Source organism: Acinetobacter sp. TUM15071 (assembly GCF_008980925.1).
Classification (GTDB): domain Bacteria; phylum Pseudomonadota; class Gammaproteobacteria; order Pseudomonadales; family Moraxellaceae; genus Acinetobacter; species Acinetobacter dispersus.
The window spans coordinates 81824-104671 of sequence record NZ_BKGB01000006.1 but is presented as its reverse complement, the minus strand read 5'-3'; the positions used below and the strand labels follow the sequence as shown (position 1 = coordinate 104671).

The following is a 22848-nucleotide window of genomic DNA, read 5'->3' as shown; positions in this document are numbered from 1 at the left end:
ATATCCTTATAAATTATCTTTATTTGACGATTCAAACAAAGTAAGCGATATCTCGCAAGCAACATTAATCAATTCATGACAAAAAATTAAACAAAACAAACCTACTTAGTTCCGGGAGGAGCTTCCAAAGCCGCAACAGGCTCATCGACGTTTTCATGCAGCCATTCACGCCAAATTGCCAACAAGATGGCTAAAATCACTGGGCCAATGAATAGGCCGACCAGACCAAAGCTAGCAATACCCCCTAATACCCCGAACATAATCAAAATGAATGGAATTTGGGTCGCGCCTGAAATCACCAGTGGTCGAATGACATTATCCGAGCTACTCACGATGAGTACACCCCAAACCACAACGCCAATGGCTTCCATGGTTTGTCCTTGTGCAAATAACCACAGACCAACCCCAAGATATGAAACTGGTGTTCCAAAAGGAATCAGTGCCAAGATAAAGGTGACCATGGTCAACAGCATTGGATTTGGCACACCTGCAACAAAATAGCTGAGACCCGCTAATAAGGCTTGTGCAACTGCGGTTAAGCCTACACCGTAAACCACGGCACGGGTTGTTTCTGAAATGGTGTCTAAATAATGATGGACACGCGGACCAATCACCATTTCCAAGGCACGACTCACTTGTGCCAAAATCATTTGCCCATCACGGTAGAAAAAGAACAAAGTCATTAGTGCAAATGTGAGTTTGACCAAGTTACGGCTAATTTCACTGAGTACAAAACGGCCATAACTCAGATGGCTTTGAATCCATTCGGCAATATTCTTGGTAATACTGTTCGGATCACTACTCAGTTCATTGACAGTGCGACTGATGTCTTTGCCAATAATCGGTAGATTTTTGATAAATTCAGGAACTTGAACATGACCTGAAAATAATTGTCGCTGTAAATTAAAATATAAATTACGACCTTCAAGTTGCAACATAAAGATTGCACAGATAAATGGCACACCAATCACAATAATGACCAAGCTAATCATCAGGGTGGCATTCAATGTAGGTCGGTTTTCACCAAAGAAACGACGCTGTACCCATAGATATAAGGGCCAAGTCATATAGGCAATAATTGCGGCCCAAAGGACAGGGACAATAAAGTATTTGAGAATACTGAATCCCAAAAAGAGCAGGACAAAGAACAGTCCAAACAGCAAAACGCGTTGTAATATGGGAGCGTATTGTTGCACGATAGTATTTCTCTAGTGCTAGAAATTGAATAAAACCATCTTAACTGAAAAAGTAGGCAAGGGAAATTTTCATTTCCCTATTTTAGGATTTGATATCAAAAGATTACGTTTCTTTGCAAAGCCTTAAAACCACTCGCTCGGATCATCGACCAATTGATTTAAAACAGGCTGCCATTGGCTTTGGATGCTGACAAAGTTTTTCTGGGTTTTATCAAACACACTCAGTCCTTGCATTGCCAATGTACCGTAGGCGCTTCGTTCTGAAATCCATGCCACAGGATCTTGCTCAATTTTGCTAAAGAAATCCTGAATATCTTTGGAGCTGGCACTGTTCGGTTTGACACGATTGGCAATCAATAGGATTTGCACTTTGCCTTTACGAATACGCTTAATGTCTTGTAAATGTTTTAAGAAGCGACGGGTACTGTCGATATCAAAGAACGATGGTTGCAACGGTGTCACGATGGCATGCGCTTCGCTGACCAGTTGCTCTGCATGTTCACCTGAAAGTGCACCAGGCGCATCGATAATTAAATAATCTAAATTCTTGGGTGCTTCACCAATTGATTTTTCATGTCGCCAATCCAGACTCTGAATACCTGTGACGGTTTCAGGACGTTGCTTGAGCCATTGCAGAGACGATTTTTGGTTGTCAGCGTCAGCCAGCGCAACCTTATATCCTTTTTGAGATAGTGCTGCAGCCAGTGTAATAGCTGTCATGGTCTTGCCACAGCCACCTTTTTGATTTGCGATTAATATGGTTTTCATGAAATTAGATTTATTAACTACACTCTCGTATTCGTTTATACCTTAGCATCTTTTTCGGTCAAGTGTGTTACACATGACAAAAGTTTAATGTTGCAGTTAAATAGCTGCATTCAAGAAAAGGAAAATTGCTATGTCGGTTTGGCTTGCGATGCTGATTGGTGGCTGTATTGGTGTCGTGCTTACGACGATTATTTTATCCAGCACCCGTAATGGTCGGATTCAGGCTGAGTATGAAAAATATATCGCTGAACTAGAGTTAGAACATAAGCAGGCTTTGCTTGATGCGCAGAAGCGTAGTGTCAATACCAGTCGTGCGGTATTAAAAGGCAAAATGGCCGAGCAGTTTGCTCCAATCTTGCCTGAATTTCGTTATTTACCCAGCGATGCCAAGTTTTTGGGTGATCCGGTCGATTATGTCGTTTTTGATGGTTATACCGACTTTAGAGATGGCGATGGAACAGCCGAAGATATTGAGGTAATTCTACTGGATATTAAAAGTGGTGGTGCACGCTTAAGCAAAGGACAGCAGGCGATTGCTCAAGCGGTCGCAGAAGGGCGTATCCGATTTGAAACCTTGCGCATTGATTTTGAAGGTCAATGAGGCGCTTCTAATTTTTGTACGCGCGCCAACAGCATTGTTTGTGCCACAGATGGGATTCCTTCTGCATCAAAATATTCTTTTTCGATGAATTTAAATTTGGCTTGCAAGAGCTGGCGTTCAATGTCTCGATTTAGATGACAACCATCGGCAATACGTTTTTGAATTGGGGTCAGCAGTGTTTGCAAAGATTGTATTTTTGCTGAGTTTGGATGTTTGACATGCTCGACTAGATGGAAGGTCCCTGTTGGTTTGAGTACCCGATGAATTTCAGCCAGTGCTTGCTCTAAGTGCGCAATACTGCATAAGGTCCATGTCGACACAATATGATCTAAAGAGGCATCTGCAAAGGGGAGTTTTTCTGCACTCGACTGTACATGTTTCACGTAAAAGGGAGCATGTTGCACACGATCAACGGCCAACTGATAAATATCAGGATTGGGTTCTAAGGCATACAGCGAATCGACATTGCCATAAAACGGAATATTGAGCCCTGTACCAAAACCAATTTCTAGCACTTCACCTTCGAGTGGGAGCAGTAATTCACGACGTCGATCCATCAAGCTGGCAGTTTGCATGACCTGATTGAGCAAATGAGGAAAGATATGACGTTGGTAAAATTGGTAAATCATAGAGATCCATTCGTTGGTTTTAATAAAGAGGATACGTCACTAACAGCACAAAAATATGACTAAAATGAATTTGACTGTTACCAAAAAAAGCACTTTTTTTCACCATCTCAGCATACTATCAAGAGAAAGGCTTTTCTAATATTTATCGAGGATAATCGAGCCATGAAAAAACGTCTATGGATGAGTTTATGCATGGTGGCTGCAATTGGGCAAACACATGCATCAACCAGTCAGGCAGAATATAATATTGCCAATGGTTTAGCACCTGTTGTGGAATATCAATCGATTTCGGTATTAAAACCTTTTGATGGTAATTTTCGTATTCTTGGCTCAAAAGTCTATCACGACGATGAGCAAGCTAAATTTTCTCCGATTGATTATGCGGTCAGTCTAGGACTTTTTGCTGACCCTCAGATTGCGCGGACGATTGATGTTCAACAGTATGACCGTTACCTAAACTGGAAAATGAAAACATTACCTGTTCCACCTGATCAGGCAATCAAAATGGTATCGAATATGCACATTATTCCAGCCAATCCAGAAATTGCCAAACAGATTAAACAGGTGAAGCGTGGGGATTTGGTTCAACTCAAAGGTGAACTAGTCGAGATTCGTGATAAGGACTTGGTATGGAAATCTTCTTTAACCCCAGGTGGGGTCGGCGATGGTGCATGTGAATTATTTCGTGTGAGTTCGATTCAGTGGATTGAAAAACAGAATATTTAATGAAATACCATATCTAAATAAAAAAAGAGGGGCAGGAACCCTCTTTTTTTATAGCTATGAATTATTCAGCCTGCATTTTGGTTTCAGGTGCTTGTGCACTTTTCCAGTGATGTAACTGGCTTTGGGCATGTAGATATTCATTCAGATGATTGACTTGTTTGTTTGTGTCCGTTTGGGACTGATTCGATGCATTTCCTTGTTCTAAAACTTTGGCTTGTTGTTCCCAATAGTCATAGAGCAAGCCTTGGATATAACGCCCTTGTTCAGTTTTGAGTTCCAAATCTTTCAGCATAGCAAGTGCAGATTTTACATTGTCCTTTTGGCGTTGCTGTTCTAATTCAGGCGTTAACGTGTTGGCTTCTTTCATTTTGGCCAATTCAATTTCCATGCTATCGCTCATGTCAGTAAAGCGATTGTCATAATCTTCAAGAATCGCAATATCATGACCATCATCAGCTGTGGCAGGGAACTGCTTGATCGGCGTTTGATTGAGCTGGCCAATCGCGTCATTGCTAGAACTGCTTTGCTGCTCTTTATTGGCAGAAGGCTCTTTATCTTTATTACACGCACTGAGCATAAGTGCTGAACTGAGTACACAGGTAATGGCAAATGTGATTTTAAGATTAGGCATAGCTCAACTCGTTCAAGATTAATTTGATATTTTCTGGAAATGGTATGCAAAAGTGGTATAGGGGAAGCTAATCTGATCTTGCGCAGTTAAGCCTGTAAAATCAAATACAATTTGTTCAAACTTTGCTTTTAGCTGTTGTTGCTCTGCTGATGGCATCGCGGCAATAAAACTGGTGGACAGCAAGCGTTTACTCACCACTTGTTCGACAGTGCCCTGATGCGCCTGTTGAAAGGTGGTTAATCCATCCAGTTTAAATAAGGATTGTCCTTCAAACACCTGTTTCCATTGTTCACTATGATAACGAGGGGTATCACCTTCTAACGGTGCAATTTCATCAGCCAAGGCTTTAACCCAATCAACATTGGTATCCCGCTGATTCCAGATCAGCCCTAGATGACCTGATGGCTTAAGTATCCGATGCATTTCACTGAGCGTTTCGATATTGGCAAACCAGTGGAACGATTGAGCACAGAGAATGGCATCAATTGACGCATCCGCGAATGGCAGTTCGCTACTGAATGCTTGCTGGCAATCGACTGTCGGATAAGCTTGTTGAAGCTGCTGTAACATTTCAGTGACAGGCTCAACCGCGATCACCTTTGCCTGTGTTTGAATAAGGTAGGGTAAGAATTTGCCAGTCCCAGCACCGAGGTCAACAACAGTGGAACTTTCATCTATTTGGAGCCGATCTTGCAGCCAAACCGCTATTTCTTGCGGGTAACTGGGGCGAACCTGTTGGTACAGTTCAGCCCCTAAACTAAAGCCTTTTTGAGCAGCAGGATGTAAGGATTGTGTCATTTTTTGCGCTTTTTAATCTGTCTTATCTCTATAAAATAAGATACTCCGCAATTATGGTTTGGCAAAGCCACCATTTGGTGACTTTTTGCTACAGACCTAGGATCAACTTTTCAGTGTGAGCATGGATAAGCAAATAATATTTGAAGATGAGCACATTCGCGTTATTTTTTTAAAAGGTTCAAGTGACACTTTAGTGATTTCGTTTGGCGACTTGATTAGTCGTGCGAAAGGCATGTCAATTAATGCTGAAAAATCCTTAATAAAATATCAATACAATGTGATCGGCATTATGCCGAAGCAGAAATCATGGTTTCCTAAAAGCAGCATGCTAGATATGCAGCAGCAGATTCAGCCAATTTTGCAGCAATTCAAAGGCATTGTTGGTTATGGCGGCTCTATGGGCGGCTATGCTGCAATCAAGTATTCAAATTTATTGAATATGCAAAAAATTGTGGCTTTTGTACCACAGTATTCAATCGACCCTGATGTGGTACAGGATCGCCGTTATGCTGAGTTTTTTGATGCGTCTATCCATCAAGACATGCAGATTCAGGCAGATGAAGTCGATTCATCGCGTGAGTACATCATTGTCTATGATCCGTACTATGCAGAAGACAAAGAACACTTCTTAAAGATCCAACCTTTATTGCCTAAAATGCATGTGATTCATTTGCCATTTACAGGCCATGAAGCGCTTTCTGTTTTAGCCAGTTCTCAGTTGTTGAATGATTTTGTGGTTAAACCATTTGAAATCACTTATTTCTATAAGCGGGTTCGAGAAGTTAAGAAGCAAAGCAAATTCTATTATCGTCATGTGTTGGATGCTTTGTTGCCGCGCCATAATCAGGCTTTATTAAAAATACTGCAACAGAACGACATTGCCTTAGATGAGCGCTATTTTGATGCTGCGCTCAAACAAAAACTGGTACAGCAACTGTTTAATCTAAAACAAGGTACTGAACAGAATTTACATAAGCTGGGTGTACATCTGAATTTTGCACAACATACCGAGACACAAGCTGCCAATGTGGTGAATGTGCAGAATCAGTTTTTGGTCTTTAATTTGGCAAGCTTGAAATTAGATTGCTATAGCGCTGAGATTATTGCAGCCAATCCAGCTTATCTATTGCCATTAAACCTGACTGCCAATAGTTTGGTGAAGCTCAGATTGAATGATGAATACTATTTATTGAGTATGAATGATCGTGGAATTCATAAATTGGTCAAAGAGGGGGAGCCCTTTGCACTTGATCAATCTCCATTGGTATTTAAACACTATGCAGATTTTTATAGTCTGAGTTATAAGCAACTGACTTTGAGTTGTGATGCATCTGGCTTTACTCAGTTCATTGAGAATAATGCGGACGAGCAAACCAAGCTACAACTTTGCTGAACCTTGCAATGACAATAAAAAAAGCCCTTTGAATGTTCAAAGGGCTTTTTTTATATCTGACTGAATATTAATTCGCACCAATTTTTGCATTGGTATTGACGTTGGCATTTACGCCTAACACTTTAACACCCACATTTGCACCTGTTTGCAGGTTCTTTTTATCGGCATTCAAACCTGTTTGAGCATTTACACCAGCTGTTTTGCCATTCAATTGTGCTTTGGCATTGGTTTGTGCTTCCAAATTCAATGATTTAGATTTTGAAGTTGCTTGTTTATCCGCAATACGCTGTTTTACATTTGCAGTCGTATCTGCAGCGAATTCTTTACCATCAACTGCCTTGTCTACAGCATAGTCTTTGGTATTTTTTACGACTTCACCTGTTTTATTCGCGACTTTAGAGCCAACATTTGTTGCCGCATTAACTGTTTGATGTGTAGCTGAAACACCTGTATTTACAGCAGCATGCCCCACATTATGTGCCGTATGACCAACACCTTGAGCCACTTGACCCACACCTTGTGCTGTGCCTTTCACTGCACCCGTTACGCCTTTAATCAGGCCGCTCGGTTGTACATTGACTTGAGCTGAGCCGCTGGCATTCGCCCCAACGTTCTGTGCAAAAACTGAAGCAGAAGCGAGGATACTTGTTGTCACGATAGCTGTTTTGATCATTTTTTTCATTGCGATTTCCTTAAGCGATGTACCGTATTGGGGTACTTCATCAACGCAATTGCATCATAGCGAGCAAAAAGTAGAAATCTATGGATTTCATCAAAACGTTACAACCTGATTACAGCTTAAAAACACTTTAGCAGGAAATTATGGAGAGCGATTACATGTATAAGAACGTGAAATAGATCGTTTTTTTAATCATGTAGGTTTCTGTAACTCATCAGTTTTAGAAAAAATTAAGATAAAAATTAATCGTAATCTGGTTATGTTTTAGCAAAATGAATATGAAAATTATGAATAAATAAATAGCTTTAAACCGATTCAAAAAAGATCAAAATAATGGCATTTTTATTGCTTGGTATAACTATGTGAAATTGTGATTGCACTTTTTTAGTCATTTCATTTTTTTCATCGTGTTTGCTAGGAGTAGAAATTTTGCACCAGGAAGCACAAGATTAAACACCATGATGCCGCTATATTTTTTGATAAACCCACGATTCAGATCGTATTTTATTTAAAGATATATGTGAAATATAAAGTGAATCTTAAATTGTATTCGCATTATTTATAGAAAAAGAATTGAAAACCAAGTAATGGCCAGTAAATAAAGCGCTGGAGAATATGAATGAAACAGATTGCAGCATTTTTAATTGTATTGGTTGCACTGGGCGTGGTGGTTTTCTACTTTGAACCTGCCGAACCGACCAGTTCAACGGATGATACCGCAATTTATGAGATCAGCCCTGATCATTCAGGGAATATTTCAACCGTTTTAAGCAAACAGGAGGCGAACACAACCGAACATACCACATCACATATGTTGAAAAAATTGGAGACAACTCAAAAAGATACCCAATTTTACGATACGAAAAGCGATCCTTCGATACAACCGATTGATCCTGACACTGATCCAGCCAATGAAATTAAAAAACTTTAAATCGTCTGGGCTTCTTTTATCCAAGAAAAACAGATATTAAGAACCGTTCTTTATCCAAGAACGATGGAGATCAATAGTGAACAATAAAACCTTACTACTTTTAAGCTTGTGTGCTTTTTATACCACCATAACCTCTGCCGCAGCACTCGATGCTGTCCAACTCAAACAACGACTCAGCACCGCAGCATTAAATAAAGTGTCGAATGGCAAAATTAATATTGATGCCTTAGTCGACAATGATTCAAATGATCTACTGATTGAATACGATAGCAGTGCAACGAGCACTACTTTAGGGCGAGAAAAACGTAGCCTGATTGCGGATGGTAAAAGTCAGTTTAAAAATAAATTTAGCAACGCAGCAGGTTTTCAGACCTTGCGTGAGTTTAATGGTTTGCCTTTGGGCTTATATCGTATTCAAAATCGTGAAACCTTAGCGCAGGTGTTAAATGATCCGACGGTAAAGGGTGTTTATCCAAACCGTAAAAATGTCCCGACCACAATGGAGAGTCTACCTCTTATTAATCAACCTCAAGCGGTCACAAATGGCTTTACTGGGGAGGGTTCGAGTGTGGTGGTGATTGATACTGGGGTGAATTATAAACATGCTGACTTTGGCTGTACCGCAGTCAATACCCCAGCTTCAACATGTCGTGTGGTCTATGCCTTTGATAGCGCACCTGATGACAATAGCTTGGATGATGACGGGCATGGCAGTAACGTTTCTGGGATTGTTGCCAAAGTTGCATCTAAAACCAAAATAATTGGGATAGATGTGTTTAGAAAAGTTCGATCACAAGGGCAATGGGCAAGTACCGCTTATGACAGTGATATTCTGGCAGGCATTAACTGGGCCGTAAATAATGCGCAAACCTATAACATTAAAGCGATTAATTTAAGTTTGGGTGTACCTGGGGTGAAATACACCTCTGAATGTAGCAATAGCAGCTACAGTACGGCTTTTGCCAATGCGCGTGCAGCAGGTGTTGTACCTGTAGTGGCTTCGGGTAATGATGCCTTCGCCGATGGGATTTCTTCACCAGCCTGTGTGAAAGGTGCAGTACGAGTAGGCGCGGTGTATGACAGTAATATTGGTGGCGTGTCTTGGGGCAATCCTTTGAAATGCTCTGATCCAACCACAGCAGCCGATAAAATCACATGCTTTAGTAATGGTGGCTCATTGGTGACTTTATTGGCACCAGGTGCAATGATTACTGCAGGTGGGGAAACTCAAGGTGGAACTTCACAGGCTGCGCCTCATGTTGCAGGGGCAATCGCATTATTACGTGCCAATGGCGTGACACCATCAGAGACCATCGATCAAACCGTAAATCGTTTGAAAGTAACAGGTAAGCCAATTACCGATACGCGAACTGGTTTGGTGTTCCCACGTATTGATTTACTGTCTGCAACCAGCGGACTCAGTTCGAATTAAGATGATTTTATAGTTTAAAGATCGATCCAAAAATAGTTTAAAAGCCATGACTCGTTGCAGCTAGAGACAGATGCAACGAGTTTTTTTAGAAGCTTAATGACATTGTGCTAGCTTATCTGCACTAAAGTTACTTTGTAGTTTGTGAAAATTGGCTTGAACAGTCGCATCTTGCACATCAAAGGCGGTTGCAGTTGTTGGTTGAGCAAGCATTTTATCTTTATAGTGTTGAGTGGTAGAGCTTGCTGAAATTAAACCATTTTGGTTAAAGCTCCAATGTTCAACCGCCTGACCGCCATCAAAATATCCTGTGAATTCGATGTTGCAGTATTGGTCTTGTTTGACCAATTTTGCAATATTACCTTCAGTGGATGGTGTGGCACCAATGTTCTTCACTTGCTGTAATGTTTGTGTGCCATTGTTCTGTGTAGAAAGTGCTGAGCAAGCAGTAAAGCTGAGTGCACTGATGCAGGAAAGAAGAATTATTTTGAAAGTGCGTTGCGTCATGTGCAAAATTCCAGTCCGATGAATTTATGCGGTTTAGTGTGTCGGCAAAACTCGTGAAGTTCAATGAATGTTTTGAGCGGACACTGTAAATTTAAAGTCTATTTTTCAAATCACTATAACAGCGCAGTTTTTAGAAAATGATATTTCAGATGATCAGGCTAGATGTATTTGAAGAAATAAAAAACCTCTACGGTGTAGAGGTTTTTGGGTTTAATTTTTTGAAGACTGACTCAGTTCAGCACGCTCGATCGGGACATTGCCTTCATTGGTGCCCACCACCGCATCTTTGGTGTCTTGCCATTTCTTGGCTGTGTATTGTTTGGCTTTTTCAGTTTGTGCTTGAACAACTTCAGATTGTTCTTCCGTATATTTCTTGGTGTCTTGCCATTTTTCGCTCATCTTTTGCGATGTGTTTTCGGATGCGCCTTGGATTGAATCACCGAGATTCTGCATGCCTTTACCTGTTTTATATAGCAGGATACGACCTAGGCTTGGATTGTCGCCGTAGGGCATGGCTTTTTCAGGGACAGCATTAGAAGCATTGCTTGTGGTGTTAGTTGTGTCTGCTGCCCAAAGCGAAGACGATGCAATCAGTGCCGTCGTAACACATAATATTTGTACTTTATTCATCATCTTTTCTGTCCTTTCCGCGATATTGTCGCAATCGAGATTTTATATCTTATCGTTGGATTGAAGAAAAGAGTGGGGATGATATGAAATTGATACAGTTATGTATAAATAATGAGATTCGATAATCCTAAAGAGTATGATGGAAAGAAATAATTAATTGGGGTTTAGCAGAAAAAATGATTGTTGTGACTTTAACTTATAAGAAACCATTGAACGAGGTTGATTCCTTTCTAAATGAGCATGTTCAATTTTTACAGGATAATTATGAGCGAAAGAAATTTTTAGCATCTGGACGCCGTGAGAATAGGGTGGGTGGTGTAATTTTAATATTGGGTTCATCTATTCGAGAAGCTAAAGAAATAATAAAAAATGACCCATTTTATATTCAGGAAATTGCAGATTATGATTTCTTACTATTTGAACCTTCAAAGTGTTTGGATGAGATTAAAGCACTTGTGTAAGTGAATTAAAGTAAAAATAAAGGGATCTATCAAAGATCCCTTTATTGAAGATATGCTTAGAGCTTAACCCTGCAATACACTTACATCTGCAATTGACGTGAATAAGTCACGCAACTGAGCCAATAAACGTAAACGGTTGGCTTTTAATTCAGCATCATCTGCCATAACCATTACACCTTCAAAGAAGGCATCGATTGGTGCACGAAGCGCAGCAAGCTTAGACAATGCTTCTGTGTAGTTACGTGCAGCAAGCAATGGCTGAACCACAGGTGTGAGTGCAGACAATTCTGCATAAAGTGCTTTTTCAGCCGCTTCAACCAGATTCGCTTCAACTACAGCACCTTCTGGTGTCGCTTCTTTAGCAAGAATATTGGCAACACGTTTATTTGCCGCAGCTAATGCAGCCGCTTCTGGTAAGGTACGGAAATGATTGACCGCAGTCACACGCTTGTCAAAATCAAGAGGGGATTTTGGTGCAAGTGCTTGAACTGCTTGAATCACATCAACTGCAACGCCTTGGTCTTCATACTTGGCACGGTAACGGCCTTCAAGGAATACCACTGCATCAGCACGGGTTTTATCGTGATCTTTAACAACGTCGCCATAACCTTGCAAGGCAAAGTTCACCAATTCTTCGATGGTCACATCAAGTTCATTTTCGATGATTAAACGCAAGATACCGATTGCAGAACGACGTAATGCAAATGGATCTTTCGAACCCGTTGGTGCTTGACCAATACCGAAAATACCGACCAATGTGTCTAAACGATCCGCAAGGGCAATGGTTGTACCTGTCTTGGTTTGCGGTAATACATCACCAGCAAATTTAGGTAAATACTGCTCACCTAAAGCTTCGGCAACTTCATTATTTTCACCTTCAAGGCGCGCATAATAAGTGCCTGCAATCCCTTGAAGTTCTGGGAATTCACCCACAAGTTCAGAGGTTAAGTCACATTTCGCAAGTAACGCAGCTTTCTCAGCATCAGCCACATTTGCACCCGTAATTGGAGACAATGCCACCGCTAATTTAGCAATACGTTCTGATTTATCCCAAAGTGTGCCCAATTGTGCTTGGAACACCATATTGGCTAATTTTTCTTTACGCGACGCAAGCGGTTGCTTTTGGTCTTGTAAGAAGAAGAATTCAGCATCAGACAAACGAGGACGTACAACTTTCTCATTCCCTTCAATAATTTGAATCGGATCTTTCGACTCAATATTTGAAATAGTAATGAAGTAAGGCTGTAATTTACCTTCAGCATTGATTAAGCAGAAATACTTCTGGTTATCCTGCATGGTGGTAATCAAGGCTTCTTGAGGAACAGCCAAATAACGCTCTTCAAAAGTTGCACGTAAAGCAACAGGCCATTCAACCAGACTGGTTACTTCATCAAGCAAGTCTGCTGGCACAATTGCAGTCGCATTGACTTCATCTGCCAATGTTTTGACTTGTGCTTGAATGGTCGCTTGACGCTTTTCGAAATTCGCAACCACATAGGCTTGTTCTAAAGTTGCTAAATAGTCATTTGCATGCGCCAAAGTCACGGCTTCAGGTGCATGGAAACGATGACCATAAGTCACATTTCCTGCTTTGTGATCTTGAATGGTTGCTTCAACCACTTGATCATCTTTCAGCAATACGACCCATTTTACTGGACGTACGAATTCAGTACGGCTTGCCGCTGAACGCATACGTTTTGCGATTGGTAAGTTATCCAATGCAGTCTGTAAAATTTGTGGCAGTAAAGCGTCAAGACTTTGACCTTTGACATCTTTCAAGAAGCAAATTTTTTCAACTTTACCCGCTTGGAACGTCGAAAGCTGGTCAACGGTAATACCTTGACCGCGCATAAAGCCTTCAAGTGCCTTAGTTGCGTTACCTTCAGCATCATAAGCCGCTTGTACCGCAGGGCCATCAAAACGTTTTTGCGTGTCCGCTTGAGCAGCATCGATATCAACAATTTTCAATGCTAAACGACGTGGTGCAGCATAGGCTTCGATAGAGGCGAAGTTTAAGCCTGCATCTTTTAGGCCTTTTTCGGTTTCTGCTTTAAGTGCATCACGCAAAGTTTTTAAGCTTTTTGGTGGAAGTTCTTCACAGCCAAGTTCGAATAAAACTGTATGTTGAGTCATTATTTATTCTCCTTCGCTTTTTCAGCTTGGGCTGTTTCTGCTTCAACTTGTGCTTTGAGTTGAGCCAATACTTCATCACGCAAATGTGGTTCTGCCATTGGGAAACCAAGTTTCGCGCGGGCCGCCACATAACTTTGAGCAATTGAACGCGCCAAAGTACGGACACGTAAAATATAACGTTGACGTTCAGTCACAGAAATCGCACCACGCGCATCCAACAAGTTAAAGCAATGCGATGCTTTGATCACTTGCTCATAAGCAGGAAGTGGTAACTCAGCTTCGATTAAACGAGACGCTTCAGCTTCATAGAAGTCGAACAATTCAAACATTTTGTCGACTGGCGCGTATTCGAAGTTATAGGTTGATTGCTCAACTTCATTTTGATGGAATACATCACCATAGGTTACGGTACCGAATTGACCTTTGGTCCAAACCAGATCGTAAACTGAGTCTACACCTTGAAGGTACATCGCAAGACGTTCTAAGCCGTAAGTGATTTCACCTGTAACTGGGTAACATTCAATACCACCGACTTGCTGGAAGTAAGTGAACTGAGTCACTTCCATACCATTTAACCAAACTTCCCAACCTAAGCCCCAAGCGCCAAGCGTTGGAGATTCCCAGTTATCTTCCACGAAACGAATGTCGTGAGTCAGGGTATCAATCCCGATTGCTTTTAATGAATCGAGATAAAGCTGTTGGATATTGTCTGGGTTTGGCTTAAGTACCACTTGGAACTGATAGTAGTGTTGTAAACGGTTCGGGTTTTCACCATAACGACCGTCTTTCGGACGACGTGATGGTTGAACATAAGCCGCGTTCCAAGTTTCTGGCCCCAATGCACGTAAGAAGGTTGCAGTGTGGAAAGTACCTGCGCCCATTTCCATATCATATGGTTGTAATACGACGCAGCCTTGCTCCGCCCAATAGTTTTGTAGGGCAAGAATTAAGCCCTGAAATGTATCAATATGCGATATAGCACGACTCATGGTGCATCCACTGGAATCAAACAAAAATTGTGGTTAAGTATAAGGATTTTGGGATGGAGTGGCAAAGGCTATTGAATACCTTTCATTAAATTTGAAAACTTCTCTTTGTAATCATCATTTTCTTTTAAGAAAGAAAAGTCTGGATCTTTATTTACGCTTTCTAGAAGGTTGTTCCATGTTATTTTATCTAGCTCATTGATAGCAGACTCCCAGTCTTTTTCAGATGCATGAATTCTTGCTTTAATGTAATGAATATACTGATCATTGGGGCTTATTTGGTTTATTAATGTGTGTGCTTGCGCCAGATAAGACTCATTATTTGTATAGTGAAAAAGCCTTATTAGAATCACGCATTGATAGACTTTGTAATTATCTTTAGGGTAGTTAGAATATAGTTCTTCAAATAACTTTAATCCTTTTTTTGCATGCTCAATAGCCTCAGTTTTGTCTGGTGTCTTAAATGCCTTACCATATTCTTCCCATGCAATTTCACTTAAAACCTTTTCATCATTAATATTTTTTAGAGCATCGCGGTTTTCGTCAGTTGATAAAATTTTAATTAATGATTTTATCTTGTTTTCATAAATATATCCTTTGGATGATGTTATAAAATTTATTTCTTCTAAGTATTGAGCCAATTCATTTTCATGTTTTTCAATAAAATCTAAACTACATTTTAAATGTTCAGCAATTTGCATAAAAATTTCATCAGCATCACATTGATAGATAACTTTACATTCTTCATCATTTTCTAAAAAATGATGGCTTTCTTTCTGGATAATCTGTTCACTATATTCTAACCAATATAACCAATTATTATATGGTCGAAGCTCATTTAAAGCTTCCATGAGTGGGTCATTTTCACCACTGTAACCAGCAACAATCCATGTTTTATTACATCCAGTAGATCGCACAATTTGAGTTAAAGTTTCTTTATGGGCTTCCAATTGATCTGTGGTATTACGTTGGACAAAGCCTACATGTTGACCATTTAGGTAAACAATACTTGGATCATGAAGAAGTTCTGCATTCACTTTACCCATAGCCCCTAAATCATAGATCGCAGGGAAAGGATACATGCCAACCATATAACATGCATGTATCAATAAAGGATCAAAATTAACAGTAAGAATTCTGCTGAAATAACCTTGTTTTAATAGTTCTGCAATTGCAATATGTGCGAAGTTTAGCTTGGCTTTTTCTATTCCTTTTGCAGTGTTTCCTTCAATAAACCATTTAAATAACTCTTTACGCTTAACGTTCGAGAGTTTAGTCATAATATCGTTATATTGAAGCTGACTTAAATCTTGTTGAGCAAGCTTTTGTTCTTCTGATGTAAAGTAATTAGGGAAGTTCTCAATTGCAATTTTCATTAATTTTTGTGCAGGAGGGATGCCAGCAGAGACAGAAATACCCGCACCTACTAATAAAATTGCACCACCTTCATCTTTTGCATCTTGTAGTGAAGCTGCTAGATGTTTGAGAAGTTCTTCTTTATTTTGTTCCATCACGAATTATTTAATCTTTTGAATTTATGGTGATTATATCTAATTAAATTAACTGTGCCAGCTTTAGCAAAACTAATACGTCAGCTCATGACGTATTGCATCTCACATCCTCTTAATTTCACAACTTTGAAATGTTAATTTTTAAACGATATTCTCTGTTCTCCTCAGGTCGTTTGAAATGTCTGATCGCATTCGTGAAAAGCTGCAAATTTTAGCGGACGCTGCCAAATATGATGTGTCCTGTTCCTCCAGTGGGAGTGACCGTAAAAATAAAGACAAAGGTCTAGGTGATGCAAGTCGGGCGGGGATTTGTCATAGCTATACCGAGGATGGACGCTGTGTTTCTTTGCTGAAAATCCTGTTCAGCAATGTTTGTATTTTTGATTGCGCCTATTGTGTGTCACGCCGTTCCAATGATGTGAAACGGGCTGCATTTACGGTACAGGAAGTGGTTGACCTGACCATTAATTTCTATCGACGTAATTATATTGAAGGGCTGTTTCTCAGCTCAGGTATTTTCAAGTCAGCCGACCACACCATGGAGCGCATGCTGCAGGTGGTGAAGAAACTACGCCTAGAAGAAAATTTTAATGGCTATATTCATCTTAAAACCATTCCAGGAGCTTCACCTGAATTGATTCATGAAGCGGGTCTCTACGCCGATCGAATGAGTATTAATCTGGAAATGCCAACCGAGGTCGGTTTAAAAGCCTTTGCACCTGAAAAGTCGCATCAGGAAGTACAAAAAGATTTGGGACTGGTTCGAGATCGCTTGATTCAACTTAAAGATGAACGTCAGATTATCAAGCATGTGCCGAAATATGTCCCTGCAGGGCAGACCACACAGATGGTGGTGGGAGCGCATCAAGAAACTGATCAAGATGTGTTGTTTATGGCAGATCGACATTACAAAGAATTTAAATTAAAGCGGGTCTATTTCTCAGGTTATATCCCGATTAATACCGAGAATAATTATCTACCTGCGGTTGGCTCTGCACCACCGTTGCTACGAGAAAATCGACTTTATCAAAGTGATTGGTTGATGCGTTTTTATGGTTTTCAGGTCAATGAAATCGTCAATGAGCGGTTCCCATATTTGGATTTGGATGTCGACCCAAAACTCAGTTGGGCATTGCGGCATTCAGAGCATTTTCCTGTGGATTTAAATCGAGCTGATTACCTTATGATTCTACGTGTGCCTGGTATTGGGGTGAAATCAGCCAAGAAAATTGTACAGGCGCGTCGTTTTGGCAAAATTCATGTCGATTTATTAAAGCAGTTAGGTGTGGCCTATTCGCGTGCACAGTATTTCATTCGTTGTGAAGACAGTCCTCGCTTTCAGAAGGAACTTTCTGCTGGTTTTATTCGTCAGCAGATTTTAACCCAAGGCTCATCTAAATATATTAAGCCGCTTTCACCTCAGTTGAGTTTAGGGTTTTAACAATGTCGAATGAGCAACTGAGCTATTATTTTGATGGTTCAATGGTAGGCTTGCTGAGCTGCGTATTTCGTGCCTTTCAGTTTAAAGAGTTTCAGGTTCAGCTTGGTTTATTGGATGGGGCACAACATGGCTTGTTTTCTGAAGTCATTGAGGTTCCAGCTCATGAGCAACATGCACAGCGGGTTTGGTCTGCCTTACAACAAAAACTGTCTAAAGCAGCATTGAAGCAGATTTATTTTGCGTCTTTATCTGAGTCACTTGATGCCTACCAGCATGTATTTAACTACTGTATTTATGTCTTTCAACAGCCGTACTCTATAGAAAAAGATTATTTACATCCGAGTGTGTTGGCGATTTCTCAGTGGACCAAAAAAGTAGGACGTGAAAAGCATCGGATGGAGGCTTTTGTACGGTTTAAGAAAACCACAGATGGGCTGTTTTTAAGTTTAGTTCGTCCCGATTTTAATGTATTGCCTTTGATTCAGCCGCATTTTAGGCGTCGTTATCAGGATCAACGTTGGCTGATTTATGATGAGCAACGTAAATATGGACTCTATTATGATCTGCTCGATGTCCATGAAGTCTATATGGATGCAAATGAAATCGATCGCAATATTCAAAATGGCGGCAGCCAAAACTTCCAGTTGCAGCTGGATGAGCAGGAAGTTTTATACGATCAGCTTTGGAAAGATTATTTTAATAGTATCAATATTAAAGCACGTCAAAATATCAAATTACATGTGCAATATTTGCCGAAACGTTATTGGCGTTATCTGAATGAAAAATATGTTTAACAAGCTTTCTGATTATCTTTAAAAAAACGCCTCACTCAAACAAAGCTTAAAAAAAGATGAATGAATTGTTATTGTTATGTTATAACATAACAATAATTCAGAATTATTCATCCAATAAGGAAAATCAGAGTGAAGCGCATAAAACATCATTATCTGCTGGGCGCATTATTGAGTAGTCTGTTGCTGTCGGCATGTGGAGGAGATTCATCAGATTCAACTTCCGCTGTTACACCAAAACCAGAGCAACCAGCACAAAGTGATCAAGGTCGCTTGGTCATTGCCAATGCAGATACTGTACGTCCCTTACTGAGCATCTATGATCTAAAAGAGCAAAAGCTTATTAATACTACAGCACTGAGTTCGGCTCCGTCTGCGATGTATAGTAGTCCTCAATCCCGTTATGCGGTGATGTTGAGTCGAAATGAAGGTGTGGTGCAGTTTGCAGATAGTGGAATATTTAATAAAAATGGTGTCTTACAACGTAATGCCCCCAATCTATTGGCCTTTCAGCTTAAAGGTGCAACGCCAGCACATTATCGTAGCTTTAATGGTTTAGCCGCTCTGTTCTACGATGGTAGCGATACTGAAGTTTCTAAATTTGATGTGTTTAATGATGCCGCAATTGAAAAACAGGCCATTTCAACGCAACAGCTGCCGAAAAAGCACCATGGTGTCGCAGAACCACGCGGTGGCTATGTATTAAGTACTTACCTGCCTAAAGATGCAGAAACGCTGAGTCTCGTTAAAAGTTATGAATTACATGGCGATCATTTCCACGAAGAACAAACCCTAAAAAATGCATGTAACCGTTTGCATGGGGCTGCATCGGTTCAGCAATATGCGGCTTTTGGTTGTGAAGATGGTGTATTGGTGGTTGAGCAGAAAGGTAATCAATTTACAGATAAGAAAATCCTGATCGACCAGCGGATTACCACGATTGCAGGGCATGAAAAGTTAGAGAAATTCGCAGCCTTTGCAACAGGGACACATGCTTTGTTTATTGTTGATCCCAAGAACCTCAATGCTACAAGTTTAGATTGGTCTTTAGGTGCGAAAGAAGCAGATGCAACGACGCCAGTTAAGCGTTTACAACAAGTAGTCGACAGCTCAGGCCGTCATTTGGCGATTCTGGATAGCGCAGGGGGGGTACATGTGATTGATAGCCAAAACTGGAAACGACTTGGGCAAATCAAGGCGATCGCAAACGTCAATGCGACAGAACTTGCAAAAAGCCGTCTAGCAGTCAATGCCGCAACAGATACCATTTTCATTAATGATACACAAGCAAAAACCATTGTGGAGCTGGATTTAAACAATCTAAAAATCAAGCAGACCATTCAACTCAATGACGTACCAAATACCTTTACTTGGTTGGGTGTCGCAAAAGCCTCTTAAAGCCAGCAACTCAAATAAGTAGCCCAGATATTGGGCTGCTTTTGCTTAATAAAGATCTATAATGTTTTGATCCATTGTTGTATGGTTTTATAACAAGAAGAGGGCAAAAGTCTATCCGCCACAAAGTTTTAAAAAAAGGTTGGGTATATTTCTTGATGACGATGACTGAAAGATGATTAAAACAAAGAGCAGATTCATGACTAAATTAATGTTCACAGTTGTATTGCTTGCAATCACGAGTTTGGGTGCTCATGTTTTTGCCAAAGCACAAGATAAAACCACTGATCCCTATAGCCAATGTGTGGATGAAACCATTCAAGAGCTAAAATTGGGTAATATTAATAATGCTGTGGTGGAAATTTGCAGTACCAGAACTAAAACACTCTATGCCAAACAGATCGTACAGTTACTGGATCAAATTAAAATTCAGAGCAAGCAATATAAGCAACCAGAACGCTATAACGACATTATGAAATCTCAACAGCTCTGGAAAAATTTTGTGGATCAAGAGTGTCGTAATGCAGGTGCTTATATCGGCTCACCGATGTATGAGTTCTGCCCGATGCAAAAATATGCAGAGCGATTGGAACAGCTAAAAGAATATTTAAATTGAGTTTGAGCAGCTTTTACCAAGATTTAAAACTGTAATTTAAATACACCTTAAGTCTGAGTAGGCGTATACTTCTGCATCGAGTAAAACCACGCGAATCCAGCAAGGTGCATTGTGAGCTTGACCCAATCAGACTGGCTAAATTTTCTAAAACCAAATTATAAAGTCCTGCCTTTAAAAGAGAGGATGCTCTCTGGCCTCGGGGCTTTATGTGGTTTGGCGATTTCCTCCTTGATTAGCTGGTATGTCTTAGGTGGCATGAATGCGTGGTATATCGCCCCGATGGGCGCATCTTCTGTGCTGCTATTTGCAGTGCCAAACAGTCCGTTGGCGCAACCTTGGAATGTCATTGTGGGTAATACGCTGGCAGGATTCATTGGTGTCGCCTGTACGCAATATTTGCCTGATCTGACCAGTGCATTTAGCGTTGCTGGGGGATTGGCAATTTTTGTGATGATGACCACAGACTCCTTGCATCCACCGAGTGGAGCAGTTGCGATTACGGCTGTTTTAGGAGGCGAAGCTGTACACCGTTTAGGTTTTCATTTCATCTTGTATCCAGTCCTGCTTAATTCGATTTTATTGCTTGTGTTTGCAGTCTTTTTTAATCGTTTGATTGGCCGTCATTATCCGATCACGGCACATGTAAATGAGCGATCTAAAGACCCTACACCCACTCAGAAAGTCTCGATTCAACCGAAAGATATTGAATATGCTTTAGAGCATCACACTGAGCTATTGGATATTAGTCAGTACGATTTAGAGAAAATCATTTTAGAAGCACAATCGCATGCCAACGAGCGCTTGATTAATTCATTCGTCTGCCAAGATATTATGAGCCGTGACGTAATTAAACTGCATGAGCATGATGATATTCATCAGGCTTTAGATAAGTTTAAAGCGGTGAATTTAATGAGTTTGCCAGTCGTCAATGCGGAAGAGCATTTGGTTGGGACATTGGCCTTATACGAAGTGGTAGAGTGGTTCAAGGGCGCAGCAGATCCACGTAATTCGTGGCAGCACTATGTCAGACAGATTATGAGCCATAAAGTTGTGACAGTGAGCCCGTTACAACCTATTCAGGATTTGGTGCCGTATTTTGTCGAGAAATCATTTAACTATATTCCTGTAGTTGAGGAACATCGTTTAATCGGGATTATCAGTCGTGCCGATATGATTGCAGCTTTGCAACAACAGCTTAATCGACAGCTCTGAATTTAGATAAAAAAAAGCTACGGTTGGATTAGGGGTAATTTCAACCGTAGCGACCAAAAAGGTAACAGTGAATTAACGTTTTATGCTTTGGTCTTCATAAATCGTTTTGACAGGTTGGTTATAACCTTGCACATGATCAACACGTGCCTGCTGCTGTTTAGGAATTACTAACCACAAAATCAGATAGACCAAAATACCCGGGAAGGCAGCACTCATGATCGAGATCACGAAAAAGATCAGACGTAATAAATTTGCGTTCCAACCAAATCGTTCCGCAATACCGCCCATTACACCAGCGATCATGCTTTGTTGGTTTGAGCGATATAAACCAGAGTTGGCCATCGAGTTTGTCTCCTTAAATTAATGAAACAGCAGTAAAAAATAAATCGTTTCAGTTTTAGCTGCTGATAATTATGAAATAGGGTCAAACTGCTTTTTTTAAAGTTTAAACAGATGGGAGATTAGTTAAGTTGTGTAAATCCTTGATGGAAAAACCAACATGATCGCCTAAAATGCACCGAATTAAAGCATACTGCTTTGTCAATTTGCTATTTCAATCCGGTCGCATTGGATATTACCCATTTGGGGAATAGACGGACATTGAAATGATCCCTATATTTTTCCAAGTTTGGGATCGGTCAGTGCAAACCACGCGATAACGATATTGATGTTAGAGATTTATGAATATGCAGTTCAGGTTATTCTTACAGCATTTTAGTGTAGGAGTTCTATTGAGTTTGGGTTTAAGTGCTTGTGATAGCCATCATCCAGAGCCAGTAAAGCAACAACCCCAAACGCAACCGAGTCGTGAAACGAGTGAAGTGCTTGCAGATGAACAAGAAGAACAGCTTGCATCTGATACACAAGGCGTGTCATTGACTCAAGTAGCAGGGCAAGCGACATTGCCGCATCCTGCAACACATAAACTAGAATTAAGCCAGCCTTCTGAAGCCGATATGATCTATGTCGGGCGTTATCATGCGCGTATTCCATGTACCGATGCCTTTGCAGGTTGTGTGAATAATGAAAAAGAAGCGGAATATATTCTCAACTTATTGGGTGATGGTTCGGTGTATTGGACCAATACCAGCTTCAGTCGTTTAGGTTCAGATCCATCACGGAACACAGCCAAGATTGAGCAAACCTGTAAGCAAGTACAATGGCGTGCGCATAAAGAGCTCAACGAAATCATGATTCGTTGCGATGCTGCGGATGTGAATCTGTATTATAAAATTAATAAAAATAAAGATTTAGTAATGAATCTAGATAAAATCTGGAATGGCGACAACGGTCATAACCGTAAGTTTTTTAAAGAGTATCCATTTCCTGAGCAAGCTTATGTGTTTAAGAAGGTTGAATAAAATTACCTCGCAATAAAAAAGAG

At 40.4% G+C, this 22848-nt stretch carries 24 protein-coding genes; 12 read left to right on the top strand and 12 right to left on the bottom strand.

Annotated features, from left to right (window positions below; all coding sequences use genetic code 11):
• Positions 1 to 101 precede the first annotated feature (101 nt).
• Positions 102 to 1196, bottom strand: a complete 1095-nt coding sequence (locus GBI66_RS07575; RefSeq protein WP_151715660.1) for an AI-2E family transporter — start codon at positions 1194 to 1196, stop codon at positions 102 to 104.
• Between the two features lie 123 nt (positions 1197 to 1319).
• Positions 1320 to 1964, bottom strand: a complete 645-nt coding sequence (locus GBI66_RS07570) for a ParA family protein (RefSeq protein ID WP_004657565.1) — start codon at positions 1962 to 1964, stop codon at positions 1320 to 1322.
• A 130-nt stretch (positions 1965 to 2094) separates the two neighbouring features.
• On the opposite strand from GBI66_RS07570, the gene GBI66_RS07565 reads away from it, so the two are divergent.
• Positions 2095 to 2565 (top strand): Holliday junction resolvase-like protein, encoded by a 471-nt coding sequence (locus GBI66_RS07565; RefSeq protein ID WP_151715659.1) that lies wholly within the window; start codon positions 2095 to 2097, stop codon positions 2563 to 2565.
• Here GBI66_RS07565 and GBI66_RS07560 read toward each other — a convergent pair.
• The gene (locus tag GBI66_RS07560; RefSeq protein WP_151715658.1) at positions 2559 to 3194 is read right to left on the bottom strand and encodes a class I SAM-dependent methyltransferase; all 636 of its coding nucleotides are present in this window, start codon (positions 3192 to 3194) and stop codon (positions 2559 to 2561) included. The genes GBI66_RS07565 and GBI66_RS07560 overlap by 7 nt on opposite strands.
• Positions 3195 to 3356: 162 nt before the next feature.
• Between GBI66_RS07560 and GBI66_RS07555 the strand changes: the two genes are divergently transcribed.
• A complete protein-coding gene (locus GBI66_RS07555; protein WP_005185405.1) occupies positions 3357 to 3920 on the top strand; it encodes a hypothetical protein in 564 nt (187 codons plus the stop codon).
• A gap of 61 nt (positions 3921 to 3981) precedes the next feature.
• Here the strand turns inward: GBI66_RS07555 and GBI66_RS07550 are convergent, their stop codons facing one another.
• Both GBI66_RS07550 and GBI66_RS07545 read right to left on the bottom strand, forming a co-directional pair.
• The gene (locus tag GBI66_RS07550) at positions 3982 to 4551 is read right to left on the bottom strand and encodes a hypothetical protein (protein WP_151715657.1); all 570 of its coding nucleotides are present in this window, start codon (positions 4549 to 4551) and stop codon (positions 3982 to 3984) included.
• Positions 4552 to 4569: 18 nt separating this feature from the next.
• Positions 4570 to 5349, bottom strand: a complete 780-nt coding sequence (locus tag GBI66_RS07545; RefSeq protein WP_005185400.1) for a class I SAM-dependent methyltransferase — start codon at positions 5347 to 5349, stop codon at positions 4570 to 4572.
• A 121-nt stretch (positions 5350 to 5470) separates the two neighbouring features.
• Between GBI66_RS07545 and GBI66_RS07540 the strand changes: the two genes are divergently transcribed.
• Positions 5471 to 6742, top strand: a complete 1272-nt coding sequence (locus GBI66_RS07540; protein ID WP_151715656.1) for a hypothetical protein — start codon at positions 5471 to 5473, stop codon at positions 6740 to 6742.
• A 67-nt stretch (positions 6743 to 6809) separates the two neighbouring features.
• On the opposite strand, the gene GBI66_RS07535 is transcribed toward GBI66_RS07540, so the two are convergent.
• Complete coding sequence (locus GBI66_RS07535) at positions 6810 to 7424, bottom strand: hypothetical protein (RefSeq protein ID WP_151715655.1); 615 nt, start codon at positions 7422 to 7424, stop codon at positions 6810 to 6812.
• Between the two features lie 616 nt (positions 7425 to 8040).
• On the opposite strand from GBI66_RS07535, the gene GBI66_RS07530 reads away from it, so the two are divergent.
• Together GBI66_RS07530 and GBI66_RS07525 are read left to right on the top strand one after the other, a co-directional pair.
• Positions 8041 to 8352: a hypothetical protein gene (locus GBI66_RS07530; protein WP_151715654.1), complete on the top strand. Its 312-nt coding sequence runs from the start codon at positions 8041 to 8043 to the stop codon at positions 8350 to 8352.
• A 76-nt stretch (positions 8353 to 8428) separates the two neighbouring features.
• On the top strand, positions 8429 to 9784 hold the full coding sequence (locus GBI66_RS07525) for a S8 family serine peptidase (protein ID WP_005185392.1): 1356 nt from the start codon (positions 8429 to 8431) through the stop codon (positions 9782 to 9784).
• A 93-nt stretch (positions 9785 to 9877) separates the two neighbouring features.
• On the opposite strand, the gene GBI66_RS07520 is transcribed toward GBI66_RS07525, so the two are convergent.
• Positions 9878 to 10288: a hypothetical protein gene (locus GBI66_RS07520; protein ID WP_151715653.1), complete on the bottom strand. Its 411-nt coding sequence runs from the start codon at positions 10286 to 10288 to the stop codon at positions 9878 to 9880.
• A gap of 210 nt (positions 10289 to 10498) precedes the next feature.
• Positions 10499 to 10921, bottom strand: a complete 423-nt coding sequence (locus tag GBI66_RS07515; RefSeq protein WP_151715652.1) for a hypothetical protein — start codon at positions 10919 to 10921, stop codon at positions 10499 to 10501.
• Positions 10922 to 11094: 173 nt separating this feature from the next.
• Here GBI66_RS07515 and GBI66_RS07510 point away from each other — a divergent pair, with 173 nt between their 5' ends.
• Entirely contained in the window at positions 11095 to 11379 is a 285-nt protein-coding gene (locus GBI66_RS07510; protein WP_005185387.1) for a YciI family protein, read from the top strand.
• A 63-nt stretch (positions 11380 to 11442) separates the two neighbouring features.
• Here the strand turns inward: GBI66_RS07510 and glyS are convergent, their stop codons facing one another.
• The 3 genes from glyS to GBI66_RS07495 form a co-directional block, all read right to left on the bottom strand.
• The gene (glyS, locus tag GBI66_RS07505) at positions 11443 to 13512 is read right to left on the bottom strand and encodes a glycine--tRNA ligase subunit beta (protein ID WP_151715651.1); all 2070 of its coding nucleotides are present in this window, start codon (positions 13510 to 13512) and stop codon (positions 11443 to 11445) included.
• On the bottom strand, positions 13512 to 14501 hold the full coding sequence (glyQ, locus tag GBI66_RS07500) for a glycine--tRNA ligase subunit alpha (protein ID WP_151715650.1): 990 nt from the start codon (positions 14499 to 14501) through the stop codon (positions 13512 to 13514). The genes glyS and glyQ overlap by 1 nt, the downstream gene beginning before the upstream one ends.
• A gap of 68 nt (positions 14502 to 14569) precedes the next feature.
• A complete protein-coding gene (locus tag GBI66_RS07495) occupies positions 14570 to 16009 on the bottom strand; it encodes a hypothetical protein (RefSeq protein WP_228267288.1) in 1440 nt (479 codons plus the stop codon).
• Between the two features lie 178 nt (positions 16010 to 16187).
• Between GBI66_RS07495 and GBI66_RS07490 the strand changes: the two genes are divergently transcribed.
• From GBI66_RS07490 to GBI66_RS07470, 5 genes are all read left to right on the top strand, one after another.
• On the top strand, positions 16188 to 17450 hold the full coding sequence (locus tag GBI66_RS07490) for a putative DNA modification/repair radical SAM protein (RefSeq protein ID WP_151715649.1): 1263 nt from the start codon (positions 16188 to 16190) through the stop codon (positions 17448 to 17450).
• A 2-nt stretch (positions 17451 to 17452) separates the two neighbouring features.
• Positions 17453 to 18244: a TIGR03915 family putative DNA repair protein gene (locus GBI66_RS07485; protein WP_151715648.1), complete on the top strand. Its 792-nt coding sequence runs from the start codon at positions 17453 to 17455 to the stop codon at positions 18242 to 18244.
• Positions 18245 to 18373: 129 nt separating this feature from the next.
• Entirely contained in the window at positions 18374 to 19639 is a 1266-nt protein-coding gene (locus tag GBI66_RS07480) for a hypothetical protein (RefSeq protein WP_151715647.1), read from the top strand.
• A gap of 196 nt (positions 19640 to 19835) precedes the next feature.
• Positions 19836 to 20252: a lysozyme inhibitor LprI family protein gene (locus GBI66_RS07475; RefSeq protein WP_151715646.1), complete on the top strand. Its 417-nt coding sequence runs from the start codon at positions 19836 to 19838 to the stop codon at positions 20250 to 20252.
• Positions 20253 to 20363: 111 nt separating this feature from the next.
• A complete protein-coding gene (locus GBI66_RS07470; RefSeq protein WP_151715645.1) occupies positions 20364 to 21464 on the top strand; it encodes an HPP family protein in 1101 nt (366 codons plus the stop codon).
• Positions 21465 to 21536: 72 nt separating this feature from the next.
• Here the strand turns inward: GBI66_RS07470 and GBI66_RS07465 are convergent, their stop codons facing one another.
• Positions 21537 to 21806 carry a PspC domain-containing protein gene (locus tag GBI66_RS07465; RefSeq protein ID WP_005185370.1) on the bottom strand — a complete coding sequence of 90 codons (270 nt, stop codon included), beginning with the start codon at positions 21804 to 21806 and terminating at the stop codon, positions 21537 to 21539.
• 344 nt (positions 21807 to 22150) lie between these two features.
• On the opposite strand from GBI66_RS07465, the gene GBI66_RS07460 reads away from it, so the two are divergent.
• Positions 22151 to 22825, top strand: coding sequence for a hypothetical protein (locus tag GBI66_RS07460; protein WP_005185368.1), 675 nt, complete (start codon positions 22151 to 22153; stop codon positions 22823 to 22825).
• Positions 22826 to 22848 lie beyond the last annotated feature (23 nt).

Bases quoted from the DNA above. Each gene is read 5' to 3' on its own strand.
- GBI66_RS07570 (WP_004657565.1), bottom strand. From the start codon at position 1,964: ATGAAAACCATATTAATCGCAAATCAAAAAGGTGGCTGTGGCAAGACC.
- GBI66_RS07565 (WP_151715659.1), top strand. From the start codon at position 2,095: ATGTCGGTTTGGCTTGCGATGCTGATTGGTGGCTGTATTGGTGTCGTG.
- GBI66_RS07560 (WP_151715658.1), bottom strand. From the start codon at position 3,194: ATGATTTACCAATTTTACCAACGTCATATCTTTCCTCATTTGCTCAAT.
- GBI66_RS07555 (WP_005185405.1), top strand. From the start codon at position 3,357: ATGAAAAAACGTCTATGGATGAGTTTATGCATGGTGGCTGCAATTGGG.
- GBI66_RS07550 (WP_151715657.1), bottom strand. From the start codon at position 4,551: ATGCCTAATCTTAAAATCACATTTGCCATTACCTGTGTACTCAGTTCA.
- GBI66_RS07545 (WP_005185400.1), bottom strand. From the start codon at position 5,349: ATGACACAATCCTTACATCCTGCTGCTCAAAAAGGCTTTAGTTTAGGG.
- GBI66_RS07540 (WP_151715656.1), top strand. From the start codon at position 5,471: ATGGATAAGCAAATAATATTTGAAGATGAGCACATTCGCGTTATTTTT.
- GBI66_RS07535 (WP_151715655.1), bottom strand. From the start codon at position 7,424: ATGAAAAAAATGATCAAAACAGCTATCGTGACAACAAGTATCCTCGCT.
- GBI66_RS07530 (WP_151715654.1), top strand. From the start codon at position 8,041: ATGAAACAGATTGCAGCATTTTTAATTGTATTGGTTGCACTGGGCGTG.
- GBI66_RS07520 (WP_151715653.1), bottom strand. From the start codon at position 10,288: ATGACGCAACGCACTTTCAAAATAATTCTTCTTTCCTGCATCAGTGCA.
- GBI66_RS07515 (WP_151715652.1), bottom strand. From the start codon at position 10,921: ATGATGAATAAAGTACAAATATTATGTGTTACGACGGCACTGATTGCA.
- GBI66_RS07510 (WP_005185387.1), top strand. From the start codon at position 11,095: ATGATTGTTGTGACTTTAACTTATAAGAAACCATTGAACGAGGTTGAT.
- glyS (WP_151715651.1), bottom strand. From the start codon at position 13,512: ATGACTCAACATACAGTTTTATTCGAACTTGGCTGTGAAGAACTTCCA.
- glyQ (WP_151715650.1), bottom strand. From the start codon at position 14,501: ATGAGTCGTGCTATATCGCATATTGATACATTTCAGGGCTTAATTCTT.
- GBI66_RS07495 (WP_228267288.1), bottom strand. From the start codon at position 16,009: ATGGAACAAAATAAAGAAGAACTTCTCAAACATCTAGCAGCTTCACTA.
- GBI66_RS07490 (WP_151715649.1), top strand. From the start codon at position 16,188: ATGTCTGATCGCATTCGTGAAAAGCTGCAAATTTTAGCGGACGCTGCC.
- GBI66_RS07485 (WP_151715648.1), top strand. From the start codon at position 17,453: ATGTCGAATGAGCAACTGAGCTATTATTTTGATGGTTCAATGGTAGGC.
- GBI66_RS07475 (WP_151715646.1), top strand. From the start codon at position 19,836: ATGACTAAATTAATGTTCACAGTTGTATTGCTTGCAATCACGAGTTTG.
- GBI66_RS07465 (WP_005185370.1), bottom strand. From the start codon at position 21,806: ATGGCCAACTCTGGTTTATATCGCTCAAACCAACAAAGCATGATCGCT.
- GBI66_RS07460 (WP_005185368.1), top strand. From the start codon at position 22,151: ATGCAGTTCAGGTTATTCTTACAGCATTTTAGTGTAGGAGTTCTATTG.